The following is a 21709-nucleotide window of genomic DNA, read 5'->3' as shown; positions in this document are numbered from 1 at the left end:
ATTGCACTGAAAACGAGGAGACCCCGGCTCACACTGTCACATAATCGAACGTATATGTGACAGGTACGACATGCTGATAGGCTACATGCGGGTATCGAAGGCGGACGGCTCCCAGGCTACCGATTTGCAGCGCGACGCGCTGATTGCCGCCGGGGTCGATCCAGTACATCTTTACGAGGACCAGGCATCCGGCATGCGCGAGGATCGGCCCGGCTTGACGAGCTGCCTGAAGGCGTTGCGAACTGGCGACACACTGGTCGTGTGGAAACTGGATCGGCTCGGACGCGACCTGCGACATCTCATCAACACCGTGCACGACCTGACTGGGCGCGGCATCGGCTTGAAGGTATTAACCGGGCACGGCGCGGCCATCGACACCACGACCGCCGCCGGCAAGCTGGTCTTTGGCATCTTCGCCGCCCTGGCCGAGTTCGAGCGCGAGTTGATCGCGGAGCGCACGATTGCCGGCCTAGCCTCGGCCCGCGCGCGCGGGCGGAAAGGCGGCCGGCCGTTCAAGATGACCGCCGCCAAGCTGCGGCTGGCGATGGCGGCAATGGGTCAGCCAGAGACCAAGGTCGGCGACCTGTGCCAGGAACTTGGCGTCACGCGGCAGACCCTGTATCGGCATGTTTCACCCAAGGGTGAGCTACGTCCAGATGGCGAGAAGCTACTCAGCCGAATTTGATGCCGGCATGAGGCAACGTAGCGACAGCGTGGTTTGTCTCAATGGGAAGCGCTCATGATCGATCTTTGAAGGCCCGCAGCAGTCGTGTCACAGACAGGACGAACAAACCGGTCAGCGTGAGGGCTGCGATACCCCAGTACTCTCCGATGAACGCGCCGGCCGTCGTGCCGGCCAGCACAATGGCGAGAATCGGCAAATGGCAGGGACAGGTGAGCACGGCCAGCGCGCCCCACAGGTAGCCGGTGATCGGTTTGTGCGTCTCGGACGGCAAGCGCTCGGGGCTGTTCATGGCAGACTCTCCGCGTGCTGTGCCGGCTCGGTCGGCATGGTGGCCAACTGCACCTCCAGATCGGCCAACGCTTCGCGCCGACGCTCGACGAACTGGCGCAGAACGGCAAGCTGCGCGGCCGCTTCATCGCCGTCCGCAGCATCCAGCGCCCGGCACAGCCGCGCCAGCGCGTCCAGGCCGATGCCCGCCTCGAAGGCCGCCCGCACGAAGCACAGCCGTTGCAAGGCGGCATCATCGAACAGGCCATAGCCGCCCGGGGTGCACGCCACCGGACGCAGCAATCCGCGCAGCAGGTAGTCGCGCACGATATGCACGCTCACCCCGGCATCAAGGGCCAGCCGGGACACGGTGTAGGCGCTCATTGAAAACCTCCTTTTTTTATCCAGCGCAGCAGGAAAGCTGCTTCACGTCCTTGTTGAAGGTCTGCGCCGCAAGCTTCAACCCCTCGACCATTGTCAGGTAGGGGAACAACTGGTCGGCCAGTTCCTGCACCGTCATGCGGTTGCGGATGGCGAGCACCGCCGTCTGGATCAGTTCGCCCGCTTCCGGGGCCACCGCCTGCACGCCGATGAGCCGTCCGCTACCTTCCTCGATGACCAGCTTGATGAAGCCGCGTGTGTCGAAGTTGGCAAGCGCTCGCGGAACGTTGTCGAGTGTCAGCGTGCGACTGTCGGTCTCGATGCCATCGTGGTGCGCTTCCGCCTCGCTGTAGCCCACGGTGGCGACTTGCGGGTCGGTGAACACCACTGCCGGCATCGCGGTCAGATTGAGGGCTGCGTCGCCGCCGGTCATGTTGATCGCGGCACGGGTGCCGGCGGCCGCTGCCACGTAGACGAACTGCGGCTGGTCGGTGCAGTCGCCGGCCGCGTAGATGTTCGGGTTGCTCGTGCGCATGCCTTGGTCGATAACGATGGCCCCTTGCGCATTGACAGTGACCCCCGCCGCGTCCAGCGCGAGGCTGCGCGTATTCGGTGCCCGACCGGTGGCAACCAGCAACTTGTCAGCGCGCAATTCACCGTGTCCGGTGGTCAGCACGAATTCGCCGTTCACATGGGCGACCTGGCTGGCTTGCGTGTGCTCCAGCACCTCGATGCCCTCGGCGCGGAAAGCGGCTGTCACGGCCTCGCCGATGGCCGGGTCTTCCCGGAAGAACAAGGTGCTGCGTGCCAGGATCGTGACCTGGCTGCCGAGCCGGGCAAAGGCTTGCGCCAGTTCCAACGCCACCACCGACGAACCGATCACGGCCAGGCGTGCGGGAATGGTGTCGCTGACAAGCGCTTCGGTGGAAGTCCAGTAGGGTGACTCTTTCAGGCCCGGAATCGGCGGCACGGCCGGACTGGCACCGGTGGCGACCAGGCAGCGGTCGAACGTTACCTCGCGCTCGCCACCCTCGTTCAAACGGACGACCAGGCTCTGGTCGTCCTTGAAACGCGCTTCACCGTGCAAAACGGTGATGGCTGGATTGCCGTCCAGGATGCCTTCGTATTTGGCGTGCCGCAGTTCATCGACACGGGCCTGCTGCTGGGCCAGCAGTTTGCTGCGGTCAATCGCAGGCACAGTTGCCGCAATACCGCCGTCGAACGGACTTTCCCGGCGCAGATGGGCAATATGGGCAGCGCGGATCATGATCTTGGACGGCACACAGCCGATATTGACGCAGGTGCCGCCGATGGTGCCGCGTTCGATCAGCGTGACCGTCGCGCCTTGCTCGACGGCCTTCAGCGCCGCCGCCATCGCGGCCCCGCCGCTGCCAATGATGGCGATATGCAAACCGGCGCCCTCAAGTGCATCACGGATTTTTGGTTCATCTTTGAAATCACCAACCCGGATCGAGCCTTGATAACCCAATGCGGCGATGGCGGCCAGCAGTTGGTTGTGGCTCACGGCGGTGTCTGCCATGACTTGCGCGCGGCTTTCTGGATAGGACACCACAGCGGCATTCACGCCGGGAATCTTTTCCAAAGCATCTTTGACATGGGTGGCGCAGGATGTGCAGGTCATGCCATTCACGGTGATTTCGGTCATTTTTTTACTCCATTGAATTTCGGGGTGCAGCAGGCATCGGCTTGGCGTTTCCTGATTAGAAACGTGCCTCAGCATGCGACCTGACCGTCTTTTCCTTGATGGGCTTTGCTCTCACGACGTCGACGATGAGACTTGCGACCAGACCCCGCAGATCGAAGCGGCGGTTGAACCTGTAGGCGAAGCCAGCAAGGTAGTGCTCGGCGTACTTGCGGTAGTTCAGGGCATGGAAGGCTCCGGCCAACGTGGTCTTGAGATTGCCCAGCACGGTGTTGACCCACTTGAAGCTGGGCAGGTCGCGCGGCTTGAGGGAGCCGACCACCATCGGGAGGTGAAGGCAACCGGCATCGGCCACCGCACTGAAGCAGGCCAAACCATCGCTGTGCACGCTGGTGCCCGGTGCCAGATTGGACTTGGCCCACTTGCTGATCGCTTCAGAGGTGAACCCTCTGACCACATTGAGCTTGATGAACATCGGATGCCCGTGATCATTGACCGAGACAGCCGCGACAAAGGGGACCTTGTTCTCGGAGCCCCGACCGACTTTGCCGCCTGTGCGCTCGCCTCCGAGGTAAGCGTCATCGAGTTGCACCGTGCCGCTGAGTTGGTGGGTGGCGTCTTGCGAGGCCATGGCCCGGTTGATCTTCTGATGCAACAGCCAGGCAGTGGGGTAGCTCACGCCAAGCTGACGCTTGAGCGCCAGGGCAGACAGGCCGGTTTTGGCCTGACTGATGAGGTAGATGGCCAAGAACCAGGTCGTCAGGGGCAGTTTGGTGTGTGCCATGAGACTGCCTGCGGTCAGGGAGGTCTGATGCCGACAGCCATTGCACTGGAAGAGCTTACGGGCACCGTGGCCGACCACATAGTGATCACTGCTGGAGCAGCGCGGACAGCGAAATCCCTCAGGCCAGCGCGCGGCCTTGATCGCTTCGGCGCACTGTGCCTCGGTGCCAAAGCTACGAAGGAATTCCGGAATCGACATGCCGTGCTGGAACTGAATCTGGTTGAAGGCCATGGTGCTCACCCCACTGTAAGAAGACTCCAGATTAGTGAGTCACAAACTCATGGGGTGAGCCTCGCTGAGGCAGGTTTCTAATCAGGTGGCGTTTTCGTTGGATGGCGTAGATGGTCAAGCCGATGAAAATCGCCAGCGCAGGCAGCAGCACATAGTCCAGATAGCCGGTCAGCGCGGACAAGCCGACCACACCGAGCAAAATGACCAGAACAGGGGTGAAGCAACACAGCGCCACGAGGGTTGTGCCAATGATGCTGACCCGCAGCAGTGTCTTCGGGTCTTTCATGATCAGTTCTTGACTGATGATGGGTAGCCCGCATCCTCGGTAGCCTTGGTCAGTTTCTGCACGCTGGTCTTGGCATCATCGAAGGTGACCACCGCTTCGCGCGTCTCGAAGGTCACGTCAACTTTACTGACGCCATCGACCTTGGAAATCGCCTTCTTGACAGTGATCGGACAGGCCGAGCAGGTCATGCCCGGTACGGACAGCGTAACGGTCTGGGTGGCGGCCCACACGGGGGCAACAACGGCAGCGAGGGCAAGGGCGGAAAGCAGCTTTTTCATGGTGAACTCCTGTGATCAATAGAAAAATGGCACGACGTAGGGAAATCCGAGCGCGACCAAAACCAGCACGGCCACGCCCCAGAAAATGAGCTTGTAAGTAGCTCGCACTTGGGGAATCGCGCAAACCTCACCCGGTTTGCAGGCGGCTGACGGCCGGTAGATGCGCCGCCAGGCGAAGAACAACGCCACCAGCGCCACGCCGATAAAGATGGGGCGATAGGGTTCCAACACCGTCAAGTTGCCGATCCAAGCGCCGCTGAACCCCAAGGCGATCAGAACCAGCGGCCCGAGGCAGCAAGCCGAGGCGAGGATGGCGGCCAGCCCGCCAGTGAAGAGCGCGCCGCGCCCGTTTTGAGGTTCAGACATACGTTTGTCCTTTCGAATCTGAATTGGATAGCTTAAGCTTACTTCCGTAGTTATGTACGGAGTCAAGCGATATGGAAAACAATTTGGAGAACCTGACCATTGGCGTTTTCGCCAGGACGGCCGGGGTCAATGTGGAGACCATCCGGTTCTATCAGCGCAAGGGCTTGCTCCCGGAACCGGACAAGCCTTACGGCAGCATTCGCCGCTATGGCGAGACGGATGTAACGCGGGTGCGCTTCGTGAAATCAGCCCAGCGGTTGGGCTTCAGCCTGGATGAGATCGCCGAGCTGCTGCGGCTGGAGGATGGCACCCATTGCGAGGAAGCCAGCAGCCTGGCCGAGCACAAGCTCAAGGACGTGCGCGAGAGGATGGCTGACCTGGCGCGCATGGAGGCCGTGCTGTCTGATTTGGTGTGCGCCTGCCATGCGCGGAAGGGGAACGTTTCCTGCCCGCTGATTGCGTCACTGCAAGGGAAGAAAGAACCGCGCAGTGCGGACGCGGTGTAGCCCGAGGGAACTACGCCTTAGCGTGCTTTATTTTCCGTTTTCTGAGGCGACTCCAACGTCAGAAAAGACCGTGCGGTCGACTTTTGATATTTCGTGCTGTCGCCTTCTGAAAGTGACAACGTAGGTTTGTGACAAGCCCGCCAAGGCAACCGGCGCGGCACGGGAATCAAGGCATTGCGATTCTCGAAAATAGTTCTTGAAATTCTATTCTTGATTGCATATCATCTCAACGAGTTTCGATAAGAAAGGATGCGCATGCGACCGTCTGTTGTGCTTGACATGAAGCGAAGCGCAGTGCGTGAAGCGGTAGGCCGCTTTCGCGCCGCGAACCCGCGCGTCTTCGGCTCGGTGCTGCATGGCACCGACCGGGATGGCAGCGACCTCGACCTGTTGGTCGATGCGCTGCCCGGTGCCACGTTGTTGGACTTGGGCGATTTGGAAGAAGAACTGAAATCGCTGCTCGGCGTTGACGTCGATCTGCTGACTCCCGGCGACCTGCCGCCGAAGTTCCGGGCCAAGGTGCTCGCGGAGGCGCAACCGATATGAGCGAGAACCGCCTGCCCGATTACCTCGACCACATTCAGCAGGCCGCAACCGATGCGCGCAGCTTCGTGGAAGGGATGGCCAAGGACGACTTCTTGGCCGACAAGCGCACCCAGCAGGCCGTCATCATGAGCCTGATCGTCATCGGCGAGGCGGCCACAAAGGTGATGGATGGCTACGTCGAGTTCACCCAGGCGCATGCCGACGTGCCGTGGCGCAGCATGCGCAATATGCGTAATCGCATGGCTCACGGCTATTTCGACATCAACCTCGATGTGGTGTGGGAGACGGTACAGGAATGGCTGCCGGCGTTGCTCCAGCAATTGCCCGCCGTGCGTCAGGATGCCGACGATGAAGACCGTAACGACAAAGGCATGGAGCCATGACCAATCAAGCCGCCGATGTTCGGCCCCTCTGGCGTGTTCGATCCCGCGACCTATGAGCCGCGCTCGGGCAAGACCTTCTGGATGGCCGCAACGGACGTGAGTTCGCTGGTGGGCAAGGAGGCAGCAGCCGACACGCTCATCGGCAACTGCACGACCGCACGACCAGCCTCCCGTTCAAATTCGAGTTAGAACTCATATCCAGCCTGTCTGGGGGCACTGTGAAAGAGGGATCTCCGATGACTGTTGAATCGAGAATATTTTCTGTAGCCGAGTATGTTCAGCCGTCCGAAGGCGAGCCTATTCGTTCCGTTGTGCTTGAAACCCGAGACTCAATTATCGTGGTTTGGCATGTCCATCCCGGGCAGGAAATTGCGGCTCACATTCATCCTCACGGCCAAGACACGTGGACTGTTTTGTCGGGAATGGCTGATTACTTTCAGGGCAATGGGATTGTTCGTGCCCTCAGGGAAGGTGAGATAGCCGTGGCAAGACCGGGCCAAGTGCACGGGGCGCGAAATACAGGTACCGAGCCATTTGTGTTCGTCTCGGTTGTGGCATCAGCCAATGCCGGTTTCGTATTGGCTGAGCGATAGAGCCCAATCTCTGGAGTTGGTCCAATGAGCGGTCGGGGAGATAGGTAACAGACATGCAGCGGACACGGCTGCTAAACCAGGTCGCAAACCTCCTTGCGTCGCAGCGTGCCGCAAGCGACGCGATCAATCGAATGGGGTCGGCATGAGACTGAACACCATCCAGTTCCCGACCGCGTAGCCGCCTGTCCTGCCGATCAGGTCTTGACCATCGACGCCTGGGATCAGTCCTGAATGTTCTTGGAGACCACTACGTTATGAGCCGCAGCCGCCGCAAAACACCCATCGTCGGGCACACGACCTGCGGCAGCGAGCGCGAGGACAAGAAGCTCTGGCATCAGCGCTGGCGCACCCGTGAGCGCACGGCGCTGACCAGCGCGTCGCCCGAAGCCCTGAGCGCCCATCTGCCCCTGCTGGAAAACCAGGCCAGCAGCGTCTGGTCGATGGGCAAGGATGGCCGCTCCTACTGGCCCGTCAAGCGCCAGGCCGCCACGGCGGATCGCATCGCCAATCACAAGGGACGCAACCCGCAAGAACGCGCCTCCCTGAAAAAGCGCCTGCTGCGCAAGTGGATGAGCAAATGAAGCTCTCCTTCCATCAGCACATTGCGCTGTTCTGGATGATCGGTGCTCCGGGCGTCTTCGCGCCCGTGATCGAGAACGCCAAGCGGCCCGATGCCGGCGCCGTCATGGCGTGGGGTGTCGCGATCGTGGCGGTGATGATCCTCTTCACCCCTTTGCTGCTGCGCTGTCCACCATTCCGGCGCTGGTATGGCCGGACGGATGCGCTGTCGGAGCGGCAGCGCCAGGCGCTTGCCGAGCGCGGCCTGCGCCGCTACTACCAGACCGCTTTCGATGACGGCTACGTGCCCCGCGTGATGCCCTACGTGTGGCGCATCATCTGGACGGTCGGCGGGTTGATGGCTGTGACCGCCGTACTGCCTACCAACACCGGACGGCCAGCCTTCGATGCCTTGGTGGTCTTCTCGACCTGGTATCCGATAGGCGTGATGCTGCTGGTTTTCGCGTCGAGGCCCCTTGGCCGGTTGATTCGCCAAAGAGCACAGGAGCGGCGGAAATGAGCACGTCAACCATCGAGGCGCTGGCCAGCGCCTGGGCAAGGATTGCCGAGGAAGCGGAATTCCCCGCTGACTACGAGGGGACTGCCACACCACAAGCGCATCGGGCTAGCGAAGCTATTCAGGAGCAGATTCGGGAGCGCATCGTCGCCACCAACGACATGCGGCTGTTCAGCCTGCTGCACCTGCTGGGTCAGGCGTCGCTGCGCATGGAGCAAGCGCTGTGGCCGGAGGATTACGAGCGGATGACGCGCGAGGTTGAGGAAGCCCTGCGGCAAGCCACCGACGCCAACGCCAGATCGTACACCCACGAAGAAGTGATGCAGGCGATGCAGGAACGCATCGACCGGGCGCGAGACAAGCCATGTTGATTGGCTATGCGCGCGTCTCGACGCAGGATCAGAACCTGGAGCTGCAACGCGAAGCCTTGAGCAAGGCCGGATGTAAAAAGGTCTTCGAGGACAAGGTGAGTGGCACGCGGGCAGACCGGCCTGGCTTGGCCAAGACGCTCGAAATGCTGCGCGAAGGCGATACTTTGGTCGTCTGGAAGCTCGACCGGCTGGGCCGGTCGGTCAAGCAACTGGTCGATCTGGTCGGCGATCTGCACAAGCACGGTGTCCAGTTCAGGAGCCTCACCGACTCCATCGACACCGGCACACCATCCGGGCGGTTCTTCTTCCACGTCATGGCGAGCCTTGCCGAAATGGAGCGCGAGCTGACCGTCGAGCGCACCCGCGCCGGGCTGGAAGTCGCCAAGCAGCTCGGCCGCAAAGGCGGCCGCAAGCCGAAGATGACCGACAGCAAGATCGAGTCGGCCAAGAAGCTGCTGGCCAGCGGGGTGCCGCCCAAGGACGTGGCCAAGAACCTCGGCGTGTCCATTCCGACGCTGTACCGCTGGGTGCCAGCCTCCACGCACGCTTAGCGTGCTTTATTTTCCGTTTTCTGAGACGACTACACCTTCAACGACTCCGACCTGTCGCTGATCCGCCAGCGGCGCGGCGACGCCAACCGCCTGGGCTTCGCGGTGCAGCTCAGCCTGCTGCGATATCCAGGCTATGCGCTGGGCAGCGACAGCGAGTTGCCCGAGCCGGTCATCCAGTGGGTGGCCAAGCAAGTTCAGGTCGACCCAACGAGTTGGGCGAAATACGGCGAACGCGACGTGACTCGCCGCGAGCACGCCCAGGAACTGCGCACCTACCTACAACTGGCCCCGTTCGGCCTGTCCGACTTCCGCGCCCTGGTGCGCGAGCTGACCGAGTTGGCCCAGCAGACCGACAAGGGGTTGCTGCTGGCCGGCCAGGCGCTGGAGAGTCTGCGGCAGAAGCGGCGCATCCTGCCGGCGCTGAGCGTGATTGACCGGGCCTGCTCGGAAGCCATTGCGCGGTGAGCGTCTGGCCGTCCCATCTTGCACGCTGATGATGACCTTCTGACCATGGTGTCCACCTAATTTTGGTGGACACCATGAATCCCAATCGCTCTCATCGCTCCAATCGACGCAATCACAGTCCCGAGTTCAAGGCCCAGGTCCTTGGCGAGTGCCAACATCCAGGAGCATCGGTGGCGGCCATCGCCGTCGCGCACGGTCTGAACCCCAACGTCGTGCGCAAGTGGCTCGCCGGGCAGAACCTCAAACGCATGGACGCGGCGAGGCCTGGGGCTGCACCGAGCGTGCCGCCGCTGCAGTTCGTCGCGGTCGAGTTGGCCAAGCCCGAACACCATCGCGCCAACCCGCCCGCCTCGCAGCCCGACATCCGCATCGAGTTGCAACGCAGCGGTTTGCAGCTGAAGTTGCGGTGTGCCGCCGCTGATGGGCCAGCGCACGCAGCCCTGCTGCGTGCGCTGGCTGACACGGTGGCTGCCCCATGATCCGCATCGACTCACTGTGGCTGTGCACCCAGCCGCAGGACATGCGCGCTGGCGCCGACCGTTTGCTCAACGTCGTTGTCAACACTGTCGGCCAAGCCAAGGCCCACCACGGCTACCTCTTTGCCAATGCGCGGGCCACGCGCATCAAGCTGCTCGTGCACGACGGCTTCGGTGTGTGGTGCGCCACGCGCCGGCTGCACGCCGGGCGCTTCGTCTGGGTTGAACGTGACTCGGCTGTCGGGTCTGCTGCACCAGCGCTGCAACTGACCGCGCAGCAGTTCGACGCCCTGGTGCTGGGTCTACCCTGGCAGCGCTTGGGCGAACTCAGCGTCATCAGCCGCTGCTGAGGTGCCTGCGGCCGCCATGGCCGTTGGTTGACATCGCATCTGCCGATGTCAACGCGTGCGCGCTGGTGCAATATGCCGATCATGCTCGGCGACGTTGCTGCCCCCCACATCGACATGACGCAGTTGCCACCCCAGGCGGCTGCACTGATCGCACGTCTGCAGCAGCAGGTCCAGGCTCAGGCTCGCGAGATTGCCTGGCGCGATGCCAAGCTGGAGAAGGTCAACTTCGAACTGGCGCGCCTCAAGCGCTGGAAGTTCGGCGCCAAGACCGAGGCCATGACGGCCCAGCAACGCGCATTGTTCCAAGACACGATGGCGGAAGACGAGGCCGACCTGCGCGCGCGCTTGGCCGCTCTGCAAGCCGACCTGCCAGAGCCGCCCAAGGCGCCCAAGGCGCCGCCGCGCAAGCCACGCCGCCAGAAGCTGCCCGAGCACCTGGAACGCGTCGAGCACCGCCACGAGCCCGAGGACACCAGTTGCCCAAACGCAGAATGCGGCCGGCCCATGCAGCGCATCGGCGAGGACGTCAGCGAGAAGCTGGACATCATCCCGGCCAAGTTCTTCGTGCACCGGCACATCTACGGCAAGTGGGTCTGCAGGTGCTGCCAGCAGATCCGCCAGGAGCCGGCCGAACCAGACGTGATCGATGGCGGCATCCCGGCCAGCGGGCTGGTGGCGCACACGATGATCAGCCGCTTCGTGGACCACATCCCTTATTACAGGCAAACGCCGATCAACGCACGCTCGGGCGTGCACACGCCGCGCTCGACGCTGGCTACCTGGAGTGGCGCCGGTGGTGCCAAGCTTGAGCCATTGTTCGAGGCGCAACGCCGCTTCATCCTGAGCTGCGCGGTGCTGCATGCCGATGAGACGCCCGTGCCGCTGCTGGAGCCGGGTGCGGGCAAGACCAGGAAGGCCTATGTCTGGGCATGGGCACGCAGCCTTCACGATCCGCATCCGGGCGTGGTCTACGAGTTCTGCCTGGGCCGAGGCTCACAGTACCCGCTGGGCTTCCTGGGCGGCAAGGGGCCGCCATACGCCGAGCCGGCGTGGCGCGGCACTTTGATCACAGACCAGTACGCCGGCTACAACGCGGTGCTGGATGCCAAGGTCTACCCGCAGCGCCGCTCGGCGCTGTGCGCTGCGCATGCCCGGCGCTACTTCGAAGAGCTCAGCCGCGGGGGCTGCAGTGCCAGCGCAGTCGCCATCGAGGCGATGCATCGCTGGGCGCGGATCTACCATGCTGAAGGCGCCTTGGCCGGGATGGACCCCGATGATCGCCGACGGGCCAGGCAGCAGTTGAGCAAGCCGCTGTGGAACGAGTTCGAGGTGTGGCTGAGGCTGCAGCGCACGCAGGTGCCCGATGGCAGCAAGATCGCCCAGGCGATCGACTACAGCCTCAATGCCTGGAAGGCGCTGACGCTGCACCTGGATGACGGCGCCGTGGCCATCGACAACAACCTCATCGAGCGGCAGATCAAGCCGTGGAAGCTGGGTGCCAAGAACTGGCTGTTCGTGGGCAGCGAGTTGGCTGGCCAGCGCGCGGCGGTGGTCATGAGCCTGGTGCAGTCGGCCAAGCTCAATGGCCTGGATCCGTGGGCCTACCTGCGCGACGTGCTGGCACGCATCCACTCGCACCCCAGCCACCGGCTCGATGAACTGTTGCCGCATCGCTGGCGGCCGGAGTGAAGAAAATGGGCGTGCTCACGCAGGCTGTGATGGTTCAGGCCGACATCGCCGTCAGAGGCATGGGCCCAGAACAGAAGGTCAACTTGGCCGACGAAATCTTCGCGCAGCAGCCCAACTTGCTGGCCTCCATCCTGGTGCTGCCCAACATGGGCGTAGACATGCTGACGCTGGAGGTGCCGCTGCACATCCTGTTGGTGGCGTTCCAGGCGATGAAGCTCAGCGGCCATGCATGGCCGCTCATCACGGAGGACGTGCAGGACAGGTGCATGCAGCGCTTGACGGCCCGCATGCGCTTCAACGAAGGATTGCCGGAGCATCTGGCCGACCAGATGGTCCAGCAGTTCTGCGACGAGCATCGCGAGCGCTACCTGCTCGCGTTCGTCTATGGATACCTCGGCGAGCACGATCTCATGCAGGTGCGTACCGATGCCGAAAAGTACCTGATGCTGGCCTCCCTCAACCTCGTGGAGTGCCTTGCCGACGTGGGGGCAACGACTTCGTCGTGACGATCACGGGTTCGCGCTCGGGTCAAGGTGGGATGGCTGGACGCTCACATTGCGCGGGCCAATCGCCGGGTCTACCGCGCCCTGGTCGAACCACTCACGGACTCGCATCGGGCCAAGCTGGACGAGCTGTTGAAGCTCAAGGCCGGCAGCAGCATCACCTGGTTGACCTGGTTGCGGCAGGCCCCACTAAAACCGAACTCCCGGCACATGCTCGAACACATCGAGCGGCTGAAGACATTTCAGCTGGTGGATTTGCCCGAAGCTCTGGGCCGGCACATCCACCAGAACCGCCTGCTCAAGCTGGCCCGCGAGGGTGGGCAGATGACGCCCAAAGACCTCGGTAAGTTCGAGCCGCAGCGGCGCTACGCGACCCTGGCCGCCGTGGTGCTGGAGAGTACGGCGACCGTGATTGATGAGCTGGTCGATCTGCACGACCGCATCCTGGTCAAGCTGTTCAGCGGCGCGAAGCACAAGCATCAGCAGCAGTTCCAGAAGCAAGGCAAGGCGATCAACGACAAGGTGCGCCTGTACTCCAAGATCGGCCAGGCCCTGCTGGAGGCCAAGGAAAGCGGCAGCGATCCCTACGCCGCCATCGAGGCGGTGATTCCCTGGGACGAGTTCACCGAGAGCGTCAGCGAGGCCGAGCTGCTGGCCCGGCCGGAGGGCTTCGACCATCTGCACCTGGTTGGCGAGAACTTCGCCACCCTGCGCCGCTATACGCCGGCCTTGTTGGAGGTGCTGGAACTGCGCGCCGCCCCGGCTGCGCAAGGCGTGCTGGCGGCCGTGCAGACCCTGCGCGAGATGAACGCCGACAACCTGCGCAAGGTGCCGGCCGATGCGCCCACCGCCTTCATCAAGCCGCGCTGGAGGCCGCTAGTGATAACCCCGGAAGGCCTCGACCGGCGCTTCTACGAAATCTGCGCCCTGTCAGAGCTGAAGAACGCGCTGCGCTCCGGCGACATCTGGGTCAAGGGCTCGCGGCAGTTCCGCGACTTCGACGACTACCTGCTGCCGGCAGAGAGGTTCGCCGCGCTCAAGCATGCGCAGGCTCTGCCCCTGGCGATCAACCCGAACAGCAACCAGTACCTGGAAGAGCGCTTGCAGCTGCTGGACGAGCAGCTGGCCACCGTCACCCGCCTGGCCAAGGACAACGAGCTGCCCGATGCCATCCTCACCGAGTCAGGGCTGAAGATCACCCCACTGGATTCCGCGGTGCCCAATACCGCGCAGGCGCTGATCGACCAGACCAGCCAGTTGCTGCCGCGCATCAAGATCACCGAACTGCTGATGGACGTGGACGACTGGACGGGCTTCAGCCGCCACTTCACCCACCTGAAGGACGGTGCCGAGGCCAAAGACCGGACATTGCTGCTGTCAGCGATCCTGGGCGATGCGATCAACCTCGGGCTGACCAAGATGGCCGAGTCGAGCCCCGGCCTGACCTACGCCAAGCTGTCCTGGCTGCAAGCCTGGCACATCCGCGATGAAACCTATTCGGCGGCCTTGGCCGAGCTGGTCAATCACCAGTACCGCCATGCCTTCGCTGCCCATTGGGGCGACGGCACCACCTCATCCTCCGATGGCCAGCGCTTCCGCGCTGGCGGCCGGGGTGAGAGCACCGGGCACGTCAACCCGAAGTACGGCAGCGAGCCAGGACGGCTGTTCTACACCCACATCTCCGACCAATACGCGCCGTTCAGCACACGCGTGGTGAATGTCGGCGTCCGAGATTCCACCTATGTGCTCGACGGCCTGCTGTATCACGAGTCCGACCTGCGGATCGAGGAGCACTACACCGACACGGCCGGTTTCACCGATCACGTCTTCGCCCTGATGCACCTGCTGGGCTTCCGCTTCGCGCCACGCATCCGCGACCTCGGCGAAACCAAACTGTACGTGCCGCAGGGCGTGCAGGCCTACCCGACGCTGCGCCCGCTGATCGGTGGCACCCTGAACATCAAGCACGTGCGCGCTCATTGGGACGACATCCTGCGCCTGGCCAGCTCGATCAAGCAGGGCACCGTTACCGCCTCGCTGATGCTGCGCAAGCTCGGCAGCTATCCGCGTCAGAACGGCCTGGCTGTCGCCCTGCGCGAACTGGGCCGGATCGAACGCACGCTGTTCATCCTGGACTGGCTGCAAAGTGTTGAACTGCGCCGCCGCGTGCATGCCGGCCTGAACAAAGGTGAGGCGCGCAACTCGCTGGCCAGGGCGGTGTTCTTCAACCGCCTTGGGGAAATCAGGGATCGGAGCTTCGAGCAGCAGCGCTACCGGGCCAGCGGCCTCAACCTGGTGACGGCGGCTATCGTGCTGTGGAACACGGTGTACCTGGAGCGCGCCACCCAGGGGTTGGTCGAGGCCGGCAAGCCGGTGGACGGCGAGCTGCTGCAATTCCTGTCGCCGCTGGGCTGGGAGCACATCAACCTAACCGGCGATTACGTCTGGCGGCAGAGCCGCAGACTGGAAGACGGGAAGTTTCGGCCCCTACGGATGCCCGGAAAACCTTAGCGTACGATTTTTTCCGAATTCTGCGGGCTCCCCTGCATTGGAGTCCGTCGCCCGCCTGGTCATGAAGCCAGTTGTCGCCCATCGGTGCCGATCTCTTGCTGCTGCGATGTGGTCCCGAGGCGTCGCAGGCCAGCCGCCGACCCGCGCCCAGATGAGCGCTGATCGATTCGGCCGCCATGATGCGGACGACCAGTTCATGGTGGCAGCAGCCAAGCTTGCCTATGACCTGGCGCTACCCACGGAATCCGCAGGCGGCAACGTGCTGGCGATGCCTGGCCGGGAAGAGGCTTGGGTCCGTCGTCTGTTTGAGCGCGCCGTTGGCGGCTTGTATGCCGTGGTGCTCAGTCCACTCGGGTGGCATGTTCGTTGCGGCGCCACGCTGCAGTGGCAAATCTCGTCCAAGACGGAAGGTATTGATGACATCTTGCCTGCCATGCGGACCGACGTGGTGCTCGACCATGGTGGCTCGGGGCGACGTATCGTCATCGACACCAAGTTCACCTCCATCGTCACGGCAGGGTGGTATCGAGAGCAAAGCCTGCGCAGCGGCTACATCTACCAGATGTACGCCTATCTGCGGTCACAGGTTGGCTGTGGCGATCCGTTGGCAGACTCGGCAAGCGGCTTGATGGTGCACCCATCCGTTGGAACGATGATCGATGAAACGGTCGTCATCCAGGGTCATCCGCTCCGCTTTGCGACCGTGGACTTGGCAGCGAAGCCTGCAGATATTCGTGCGCAGTTGCTGCGGTGCTTCGAGGTGTCATGCTGACGCGCTCCTGGCCGCTCCCTTCCTTGAGTCGCCACACTGTTGGGCGACATGACGCCACACTGTGCGGCGGGGTGTCAGCACACTGCTGCCACATTGGGCGGAGACCTCTTAACACTGAGTTCACACACGGTCCCCACCTGTTTCGCACAAAGCAGGCGCCGGTCTTCGCGCAAGGGTTGGCACCGTCTGTCGCACATTCATGCTGGACGCACGTTCGCAAGCAGGCTGTCCCCACCGCATTCGACACATTCTTTGAGTTCGCTTCTTCGAGCTCAAAGAATGTGGCCGCTGGGCGCCAAGCCGACAGGTTTGGTGGGCAGCGGCAACTGGGGACACTGCAGAAGAAGGCTGCGTCCAGATCAGGCATCAGGTTGAATCCTTGCTGCGGCCATGGGCCGGTGTGCCGCCATGCGCGGCTGTGGGCGATACCAAATGGTCTGGAATCGCGCACCGAGCACGATGCTCGCCATGGTGGGAGGTTGAGCTGACATGGCCAACCCGCGTTCGCTGGTCTACGCGCTGTACACACACTGGGACACCGTCGAAGTCTTGGTGAGGCTGTCTCGCGAGTTTGCGGTGCTCACCACCGAACAAGTGCTGGGCTGCATCACGAAGGTGGCACCGCAGCTGGATGCCGAAGCCCAGGGTGCAGCCCTGCGCGCCATGGTGAATGCAGACATCCTCCAATCCTGCGCCCGCAGCAGCGACCTGCAGCTCAATGCCTACGTGCTGGACTTCGTGCGCGGGCTGACTCGCGAACACGAGCTCGGTCTGGCTGCCGTGCTTCAAGCACGTGTTACCGCCATCCGCGAGGCCACAGAGGCTCTCAACGAGGGCATGCAAGGTGCCGACATGGATCGGGTGCGGGGGGCAGCCAACAAGCTCGCTGAACTCTTCCGCCAGATCAGCCTGCAACTGGATCAAGACCGCCACGCACTGCTGGAACTTGCCGAAGACGCCAAGAGCGCCGACGCCAGCATGCCCATCGCCCAGCGCTACCGGCGTGTGCTGGAGGCTTACGACCAGTACGTCGAGCCGATGAACCAGATGATGGACACCGGCCCACAAGGCACGTTTTACCGTTACCTGGAAGACGCTGAGCGCTCACTGGACCTGGCCTTTGAACAGCTGACGGTTCAAGGCGGGCTGTACTCGCATCGCCTGCAGCTCAGGCAGGTGGCGCACCAGGCCAAGGAGCTGCGGCGATTCGGCCGCCTGATCGCCCAACAATGCGCCGACACGGTGCTCCCACTGCGCGAGGAAATGCGGCAACACAATGCCCTCACCAGTGCGGTCAGCCTACTGCTGGGCCAGGTGCGCAAGCGGGGTCTGCGCCGAGCCTTGTCGCGGCATGACGCAGGCACAACACTGCCCGTCTGGCGCAACGAACGCGGCTTCCGCCTGCAACTGGGCGATGAAGTCCGCGCCGTGATGGCCGCAGCGCAGCAGTACCAACCGCAGTCGGTGGCCTTCCCGCAAGATGACCCTGGCAACGCCCCGCCGCTACTGGAGCACGTGGACGAGGCAGCCATCCGGCAGCAGCTGAGAAGCAGCCTACCGGTGGACAGCCTGCTGGACTGGCTGCATACCCATCACAGTCATCTGCAGGATGGGACGCTGCTGCGGCTGTTCCATGAACTGCAGCACGAGAGCAGTTGGCAGATCGAAGCCAGCGAGCATCCTGAGACCACCACTTTGCAGGCCATCCGCGTGCTGCACCATCCTCACCGAGTGAGCATTCCGGAATGACGACGCCTCATCCACTGACGCCGCAACTGGCGCAGATGCCAGCACTGGCCGAGCTCTTCCGCTTGTTCCTGTCCGGCAAGCACCTGAACCGCATGGCCGAGCCTGCACTTTGGGCCGAGCTTGAGCAGCACGAACCGGCCTACGCAGGTCTTTTCGCAGCGCTGGGCTTTGAGCTGCGCGTGGATGCGCGAGGCTTTGCTTGGTTCCACAGCACCGACGCCAGCAGCAACATCGGCAAGGTCAGCCGTCAACTGGCACTGCTGTTCATGGTCATCTTCGACGCCCAAGCCAATGCCGGCAAAGCGCTGCAACGCTTCACCGACTGGCTCATTGATCGGGAATGGCTGGCCGAGGTGCACGAACAGCAGAAAGACCTACTGGACGCCGAAGGGCTGTCTCCCGATGGGCTGATCGATTTGCTGGGCCGCGCCTGCACGCTGGGATTTGCAGTGGCGGAGCCGGCAGGCTGGCGACTGTTGCCCGCCGTCTGCCGCTACCTGGACCACTTTGAGGGGCTGGCCGCAGCATTCCGAGATGACGACAACGAGGCGGATGCTGCCCCTGAGGAAAGCAGCGACGACGTGCTGAACGATGAGGAGATCGACTGATGCAGCACGGCTTTCAACGCCTGGTTTTGCTTGGCAGCGCGGGCTACTCCCGCGCCGAGCTGCCGCTGGATGGCGCAGTCTCCCTGGTGGCGCCCAACAACACGGGCAAGACAAGCCTGATCAATGCCCTGCAGTTCCTGCTGATCATTGACAGGCGCCGCATGGACTTTGGCGCGCACGACGTGGAGAAGAGCAGGCGGTTTTACTTCCCCAACAACAGCGCCTATGTGCTGCTGGAGGTGTCGCTGCCGGAATCCGGCACCGTGGTGCTCGGGTGCGTCGGCAAGGGCGTGAGCTTCGAGTACGAGTACTTTGCCTACGCCGGCCCGCTCAAGGTGGAAGAGTTCTGCCTGCCCGATGGCTCGCTCGTGGCACAGCCCAAGCTGGCCAGCCATCTGGCCACCCATGGGCGCCGCGTGTTCAGCTACAGCGGCAGCGAGTTCGCCGACATGGTGTACGGCGGCCGAAACCGCAAGCTGAGCGGCTCACAAGACTTCTGCGTGTTCCGCCTGGAGCACGCCAGCGATGCCAGCATCTTTCAGCGCGTGCTCACCCGAACACTGCGTTTGGACAAGCTGCGCTCCAGCGAGGTGAAGGACTACCTGCTGCAAATCTTCCGGCGCGACCTGCCCGACGCCAGCATCGACTTCAAGGCAGAGTGGGACAAGGCCTTCGCCGACCTCAACGCCGAGCGCAGTCAGTACCTGGCCGCCGAACGCCTGAAAGGCAGCCTCGCTGAACTTGAGCGCAAGCAAGATACTCGACTGACCCTGCGCGGCAAGCTGCTGTGCTGGCGGCCCATGATCGACGAAGCCCTGGGCCACTGGCAGCAGCACTTCGAATCACGACAGCAAGCCCTTCAGCACGAGCTACAGCAGTGCGATGGCGAGCTGGACCGCTTGCGAGAGCAGGATCGCCAGGCCTTGCGGGAGCAGAGCCAGTGGGAGCTGGAGCAGAAGCAACTGCGCCAGGAGCGCCAACAGCTGCAGGCATTGCAACAGCGATTCGCTCTGGTGGAAAGCCGGGCGGTTCTAGAGACTTGCCGCCGCGACGTGCAGGCCCAACGAGATGCTCTGGTGGTCCGCTTGGGCCAGGCGCAGAGCCGGCCTCTGGCATCCATCGAACGCGAACTCGCCCGCGTGGACAGAGAGCTGGCCCAGCTGACTCAGGAGATGCGCACCCAAGGCCACAACCTCTACCAGCAGCTGGCAGGCGCGTTGCCGCCCGATCAATTGGCGGCGCTGAACAAGGTGCTGGCTAGACCCGTGCTGACCTTGGGCGCCGAAGACTTCCAGCTCGATGGCCAGGCGCTCTCCAAGGCTTTGGGAGATGCCAATGGTGAGCATGCCGGCATCCCGGGTCTGCAGCTGCGCGTCGCCGCCCTGCCTGAGCAGCACCAACAGCGCGGCCTGGCCGAACTGGGCGAGCTGCTGCGGGATTTGCAGCAACAGCAGGTGCAGCTGAAGGAGCAGCTGGCGACGGCACAAGCGCTGGAACTCGTCCAACGCGAACGTGATGCCTTGGAAAAGCAGCTGGTGCAGCTGGACGCCGAATTGCGGGACTACAGCCAGATGCAGGCCCTGCAAGACAGCGACGCTGAGCGGCAAGCACGGCTTGTGACACTCGACCAGAAGCTCGCCGAGCTGGCCACCAGTTTGGCGCAATCGGCTGCCCGGCACCGGGCGCTGGATCAGCAGCGTCAACAGAGGCAGAGGGATCTGGAGTCAATCGGGCAACAGCACCGGCAGATCGAGCAACGCCGCAACCAACGCATCGATCAGGAAGGCCCGTTCACCTGGTTGTCCGACTCACCCCACCACCCCTGGTTGGCACAGCCGGAGTTCTCGCTGGACCAGCTGGCCGAACGCCTGCAGACCTATCAGGCGGACTGCCGCCAATTGCTGGAACTGGACGACCAGATCCGCCGACTGCTGGGCGAAATCCACACGGGCGGGCTCACCAAGTACCAGTTCGTCGGTGAGCCCGAGGCAGAAATCGCGCGCCTGGTGGAGTTCGCCCATCACCTGCCGCAGGAAGCCGAGGCCCTGGAAAAGAAGGTGCGGTCGGCGGTGGTGAACGTCGCGGCTTGCCTGCGCGAACTGCGCGATGGCTTGGCCGCGTTCAAGCGCCGGATGCGCGAGTTCAACCGCAAGATCAGCGGACGCCAGCTCTCCGATTTGGCGGTCTTCAAGATCGAACCCGAAGACGAAACCGCACTCGTCGAGGCCATTGAGCTGCTCATCAGCACGGCTGCCACGGTTGGCAATGGCGAGACCTTCGAACTCTTCAACCAGCAGAGCGTGCTGGATGATGACCAGCTCAACCGTGCGAAGACGCTGCTCATCGAGGAAGGCAACGCCCGCCATGGTTTGCGCGTGGCCGACCTGTTCCGCCTGCGTTTCTGGGTGGGCAAGGCGGGTCGCGAGCCGGAAGCCTTCGATGACCTCGACAGCGCCGCCTCGAACGGCACGGTGCTGATGGCCAAGCTGGTGACGGGCCTGGCCATGCTGCACCTGATGCAGGATCAGCGGCGCCCGATCCAAGGCATTTGCTATCTGGACGAAGCCCTGGCGCTGGATGCGCGCAACCAGCGCAGCCTGATCGAGACCGCTGCCGAGTTCGGCTTCTCGCTGATCTTCGCCTCCCCAGCGCCACTGACCACCGTGCGCTACTGTGTGCCCATTCATCATCGGCAGGGCAGCAACCAGATCAGCCGCTTCAGTTGGCAGATCATCGAACCCGTGGAGGCCTGATGACCGAGCAAGCCCTGCGCGCGGCGTTGCTCAAGCTGCAAGGCAAGAGCCCCTTACCCGCCAGCCAGTTCACCTCTGCACAGCGCATGGCCCTGGATCAATTTGCCCGGCAAACAGGTGCCGTGAACTGTCTGCGCCAAGGCCGAGGAGACGTGTACAGCGTTTGCGATCAGGCGGTGTTCGACGCTCACGTGTCGCAGCTCTCCCCTCAGGTGGAGCCGTCAATCGCCGAACAGCTCCCTCTGCGCGCACAGCACGTGGCCCATGCCCGCGACAGCAAGGCCCGGCGCCATCAACACGGCAGCCATTACCCGCTGCTCAAGGCGGTCGGCGACACAGTCAGCTGGCGTGAGGTCAAAAGGGGCGCGGAGTTGCCACTGAGTGCTGCCACACGCGACTTCGGTGCGGCCTCACTTTCCATTCAGTCAGATGACGCCTGGCACTCAGAGCAAGCGCTCTGGCTCGTCGAGAACCAAGCCTTGTTTGATCGCACGGACTGGCTGCCCGAAGGCACGCAGGCCACGCTGCTGTACTACGGCGGGCAGCTCGACGGCAGGCTACTGTCATGGCTGGGTCATCGCCCCCGTGCCAGCCAGGTGATCCTCTTTGCCGACTATGACGGCGTGGGCCTGAGCAACTTCGCGCGACTTCGTGAAGCGCTGGGCGATGCTTGCGATTTCTGGCTGATGCCGCAGTGGGAAAGCAAGCTGGCGCGCTATGGCAGCGTCCAGATATGGCGGGACACCTTGCGCCACTTCACCACCGCCGTAGCGCAACTACCGCCGTCCGTGCGCGAGCTGACCGAGCAGATGCAGCACCTGGGAATGGCACTGGAGCAGGAAGCGGTCTGGCTGCCCGCGTCCTAGT

At 63.2% G+C, this 21709-nt stretch carries 26 protein-coding genes and 2 pseudogenes; 21 read left to right on the top strand and 7 right to left on the bottom strand.

Annotated features, from left to right (window positions below; translation table 11 throughout):
* Window positions 1-70 precede the first annotated feature (70 nt).
* Window positions 71-685: a recombinase family protein gene (locus tag D769_RS24090; protein WP_000904941.1), complete on the top strand. Its 615-nt coding sequence runs from the start codon at window positions 71-73 to the stop codon at window positions 683-685.
* Between the two features lie 52 nt (window positions 686-737).
* Here the strand turns inward: D769_RS24090 and merE are convergent, their stop codons facing one another.
* From merE to merT, 7 genes are read right to left on the bottom strand one after another with little or no spacing between them, the layout of a single operon-like run.
* Window positions 738-974: a broad-spectrum mercury transporter MerE gene (gene merE / locus D769_RS24085; RefSeq protein WP_001087809.1), complete on the bottom strand. Its 237-nt coding sequence runs from the start codon at window positions 972-974 to the stop codon at window positions 738-740.
* Window positions 971-1336, bottom strand: coding sequence for a mercury resistance co-regulator MerD (gene merD / locus D769_RS24080; RefSeq protein ID WP_003465059.1), 366 nt, complete (start codon window positions 1334-1336; stop codon window positions 971-973). Before merD ends, merE begins: the two co-directional genes overlap by 4 nt.
* A gap of 16 nt (window positions 1337-1352) precedes the next feature.
* Entirely contained in the window at window positions 1353-2999 is a 1647-nt protein-coding gene (gene merA, locus D769_RS24075) for a mercury(II) reductase (RefSeq protein WP_000136268.1), read from the bottom strand.
* A 55-nt stretch (window positions 3000-3054) separates the two neighbouring features.
* A complete protein-coding gene (locus D769_RS24070) occupies window positions 3055-4011 on the bottom strand; it encodes an IS1595 family transposase (RefSeq protein ID WP_008650410.1) in 957 nt (318 codons plus the stop codon).
* A gap of 31 nt (window positions 4012-4042) precedes the next feature.
* Window positions 4043-4297: a mercury resistance system transport protein MerF gene (gene merF / locus D769_RS24065; protein ID WP_008650409.1), complete on the bottom strand. Its 255-nt coding sequence runs from the start codon at window positions 4295-4297 to the stop codon at window positions 4043-4045.
* Window positions 4298-4299: 2 nt separating this feature from the next.
* A complete protein-coding gene (merP, locus tag D769_RS24060) occupies window positions 4300-4575 on the bottom strand; it encodes a mercury resistance system periplasmic binding protein MerP (RefSeq protein WP_000735441.1) in 276 nt (91 codons plus the stop codon).
* Window positions 4576-4590: 15 nt separating this feature from the next.
* On the bottom strand, window positions 4591-4941 hold the full coding sequence (gene merT / locus D769_RS24055; RefSeq protein ID WP_001294667.1) for a mercuric ion transporter MerT: 351 nt from the start codon (window positions 4939-4941) through the stop codon (window positions 4591-4593).
* Between the two features lie 71 nt (window positions 4942-5012).
* Here merT and merR point away from each other — a divergent pair, with 71 nt between their 5' ends.
* The 20 genes and pseudogenes from merR (at window position 5013) to D769_RS23965 (ending at window position 21708) form a co-directional block, all read left to right on the top strand.
* On the top strand, window positions 5013-5447 hold the full coding sequence (merR, locus tag D769_RS24050) for an Hg(II)-responsive transcriptional regulator (protein ID WP_000429838.1): 435 nt from the start codon (window positions 5013-5015) through the stop codon (window positions 5445-5447).
* Between the two features lie 255 nt (window positions 5448-5702).
* Window positions 5703-5993 (top strand): nucleotidyltransferase, encoded by a 291-nt coding sequence (locus D769_RS24045; RefSeq protein WP_001247892.1) that lies wholly within the window; start codon window positions 5703-5705, stop codon window positions 5991-5993.
* Window positions 5990-6376 (top strand): DUF86 domain-containing protein, encoded by a 387-nt coding sequence (locus tag D769_RS24040; RefSeq protein ID WP_003100872.1) that lies wholly within the window; start codon window positions 5990-5992, stop codon window positions 6374-6376. The genes D769_RS24045 and D769_RS24040 overlap by 4 nt, the downstream gene beginning before the upstream one ends.
* Window positions 6377-6391: 15 nt before the next feature.
* Complete coding sequence (locus D769_RS32455) at window positions 6392-6565, top strand: hypothetical protein (RefSeq protein ID WP_003154411.1); 174 nt, start codon at window positions 6392-6394, stop codon at window positions 6563-6565.
* Window positions 6566-6612: 47 nt separating this feature from the next.
* Window positions 6613-6969, top strand: coding sequence for a cupin domain-containing protein (locus tag D769_RS31405; protein WP_003465043.1), 357 nt, complete (start codon window positions 6613-6615; stop codon window positions 6967-6969).
* 254 nt (window positions 6970-7223) lie between these two features.
* Window positions 7224-7550, top strand: a complete 327-nt coding sequence (locus D769_RS24035; RefSeq protein WP_003100858.1) for a hypothetical protein — start codon at window positions 7224-7226, stop codon at window positions 7548-7550.
* Window positions 7547-8047: a hypothetical protein gene (locus D769_RS24030; protein WP_003100856.1), complete on the top strand. Its 501-nt coding sequence runs from the start codon at window positions 7547-7549 to the stop codon at window positions 8045-8047. Before D769_RS24035 ends, D769_RS24030 begins: the two co-directional genes overlap by 4 nt.
* Window positions 8044-8415 (top strand): hypothetical protein, encoded by a 372-nt coding sequence (locus tag D769_RS24025; RefSeq protein ID WP_003100853.1) that lies wholly within the window; start codon window positions 8044-8046, stop codon window positions 8413-8415. Before D769_RS24030 ends, D769_RS24025 begins: the two co-directional genes overlap by 4 nt.
* Window positions 8409-8966, top strand: coding sequence for a recombinase family protein (locus tag D769_RS24020; RefSeq protein ID WP_003100847.1), 558 nt, complete (start codon window positions 8409-8411; stop codon window positions 8964-8966). The genes D769_RS24025 and D769_RS24020 overlap by 7 nt, the downstream gene beginning before the upstream one ends.
* Before the next feature lie 30 nt (window positions 8967-8996).
* A pseudogene (locus D769_RS24015) lies at window positions 8997-9428 on the top strand (DUF4158 domain-containing protein); the annotation flags it as partial.
* A 77-nt stretch (window positions 9429-9505) separates the two neighbouring features.
* Window positions 9506-9910: a transposase gene (locus D769_RS30745; protein ID WP_008650375.1), complete on the top strand. Its 405-nt coding sequence runs from the start codon at window positions 9506-9508 to the stop codon at window positions 9908-9910.
* A complete protein-coding gene (gene tnpB / locus D769_RS24005) occupies window positions 9907-10257 on the top strand; it encodes an IS66 family insertion sequence element accessory protein TnpB (RefSeq protein ID WP_008650373.1) in 351 nt (116 codons plus the stop codon). The genes D769_RS30745 and tnpB overlap by 4 nt, the downstream gene beginning before the upstream one ends.
* 45 nt (window positions 10258-10302) lie before the next feature.
* Window positions 10303-11946 (top strand): IS66 family transposase, encoded by a 1644-nt coding sequence (locus D769_RS24000; protein ID WP_008650372.1) that lies wholly within the window; start codon window positions 10303-10305, stop codon window positions 11944-11946.
* 5 nt (window positions 11947-11951) lie between these two features.
* A complete protein-coding gene (locus tag D769_RS23995; RefSeq protein ID WP_008650371.1) occupies window positions 11952-12452 on the top strand; it encodes a hypothetical protein in 501 nt (166 codons plus the stop codon).
* Window positions 12453-12500: 48 nt separating this feature from the next.
* Window positions 12501-14960: pseudogene (locus D769_RS23990) on the top strand (Tn3-like element TnAs1 family transposase); the annotation flags it as partial.
* Window positions 14961-15111: 151 nt separating this feature from the next.
* A complete protein-coding gene (locus D769_RS23985; RefSeq protein ID WP_008650369.1) occupies window positions 15112-15732 on the top strand; it encodes a 5-methylcytosine-specific restriction enzyme subunit McrC in 621 nt (206 codons plus the stop codon).
* A gap of 576 nt (window positions 15733-16308) precedes the next feature.
* Window positions 16309-17481, top strand: a complete 1173-nt coding sequence (locus D769_RS23980) for a hypothetical protein (RefSeq protein ID WP_241227897.1) — start codon at window positions 16309-16311, stop codon at window positions 17479-17481.
* A 35-nt stretch (window positions 17482-17516) separates the two neighbouring features.
* Window positions 17517-18089 (top strand): DUF4194 domain-containing protein, encoded by a 573-nt coding sequence (locus D769_RS23975; RefSeq protein ID WP_241227896.1) that lies wholly within the window; start codon window positions 17517-17519, stop codon window positions 18087-18089.
* Entirely contained in the window at window positions 18089-20842 is a 2754-nt protein-coding gene (locus D769_RS23970) for a hypothetical protein (RefSeq protein WP_008650365.1), read from the top strand. Before D769_RS23975 ends, D769_RS23970 begins: the two co-directional genes overlap by 1 nt.
* Entirely contained in the window at window positions 20842-21708 is an 867-nt protein-coding gene (locus tag D769_RS23965) for a hypothetical protein (RefSeq protein ID WP_008650364.1), read from the top strand. The genes D769_RS23970 and D769_RS23965 overlap by 1 nt, the downstream gene beginning before the upstream one ends.
* Window position 21709: the final 1 nt, after the last annotated feature.

The sequence above is a fragment of the Cupriavidus sp. HMR-1 genome (genome assembly GCF_000319775.1).
GTDB lineage: Bacteria > Pseudomonadota > Gammaproteobacteria > Burkholderiales > Burkholderiaceae > Cupriavidus > Cupriavidus metallidurans.
This window is presented reverse-complemented; position numbering and strand designations above follow the sequence as displayed.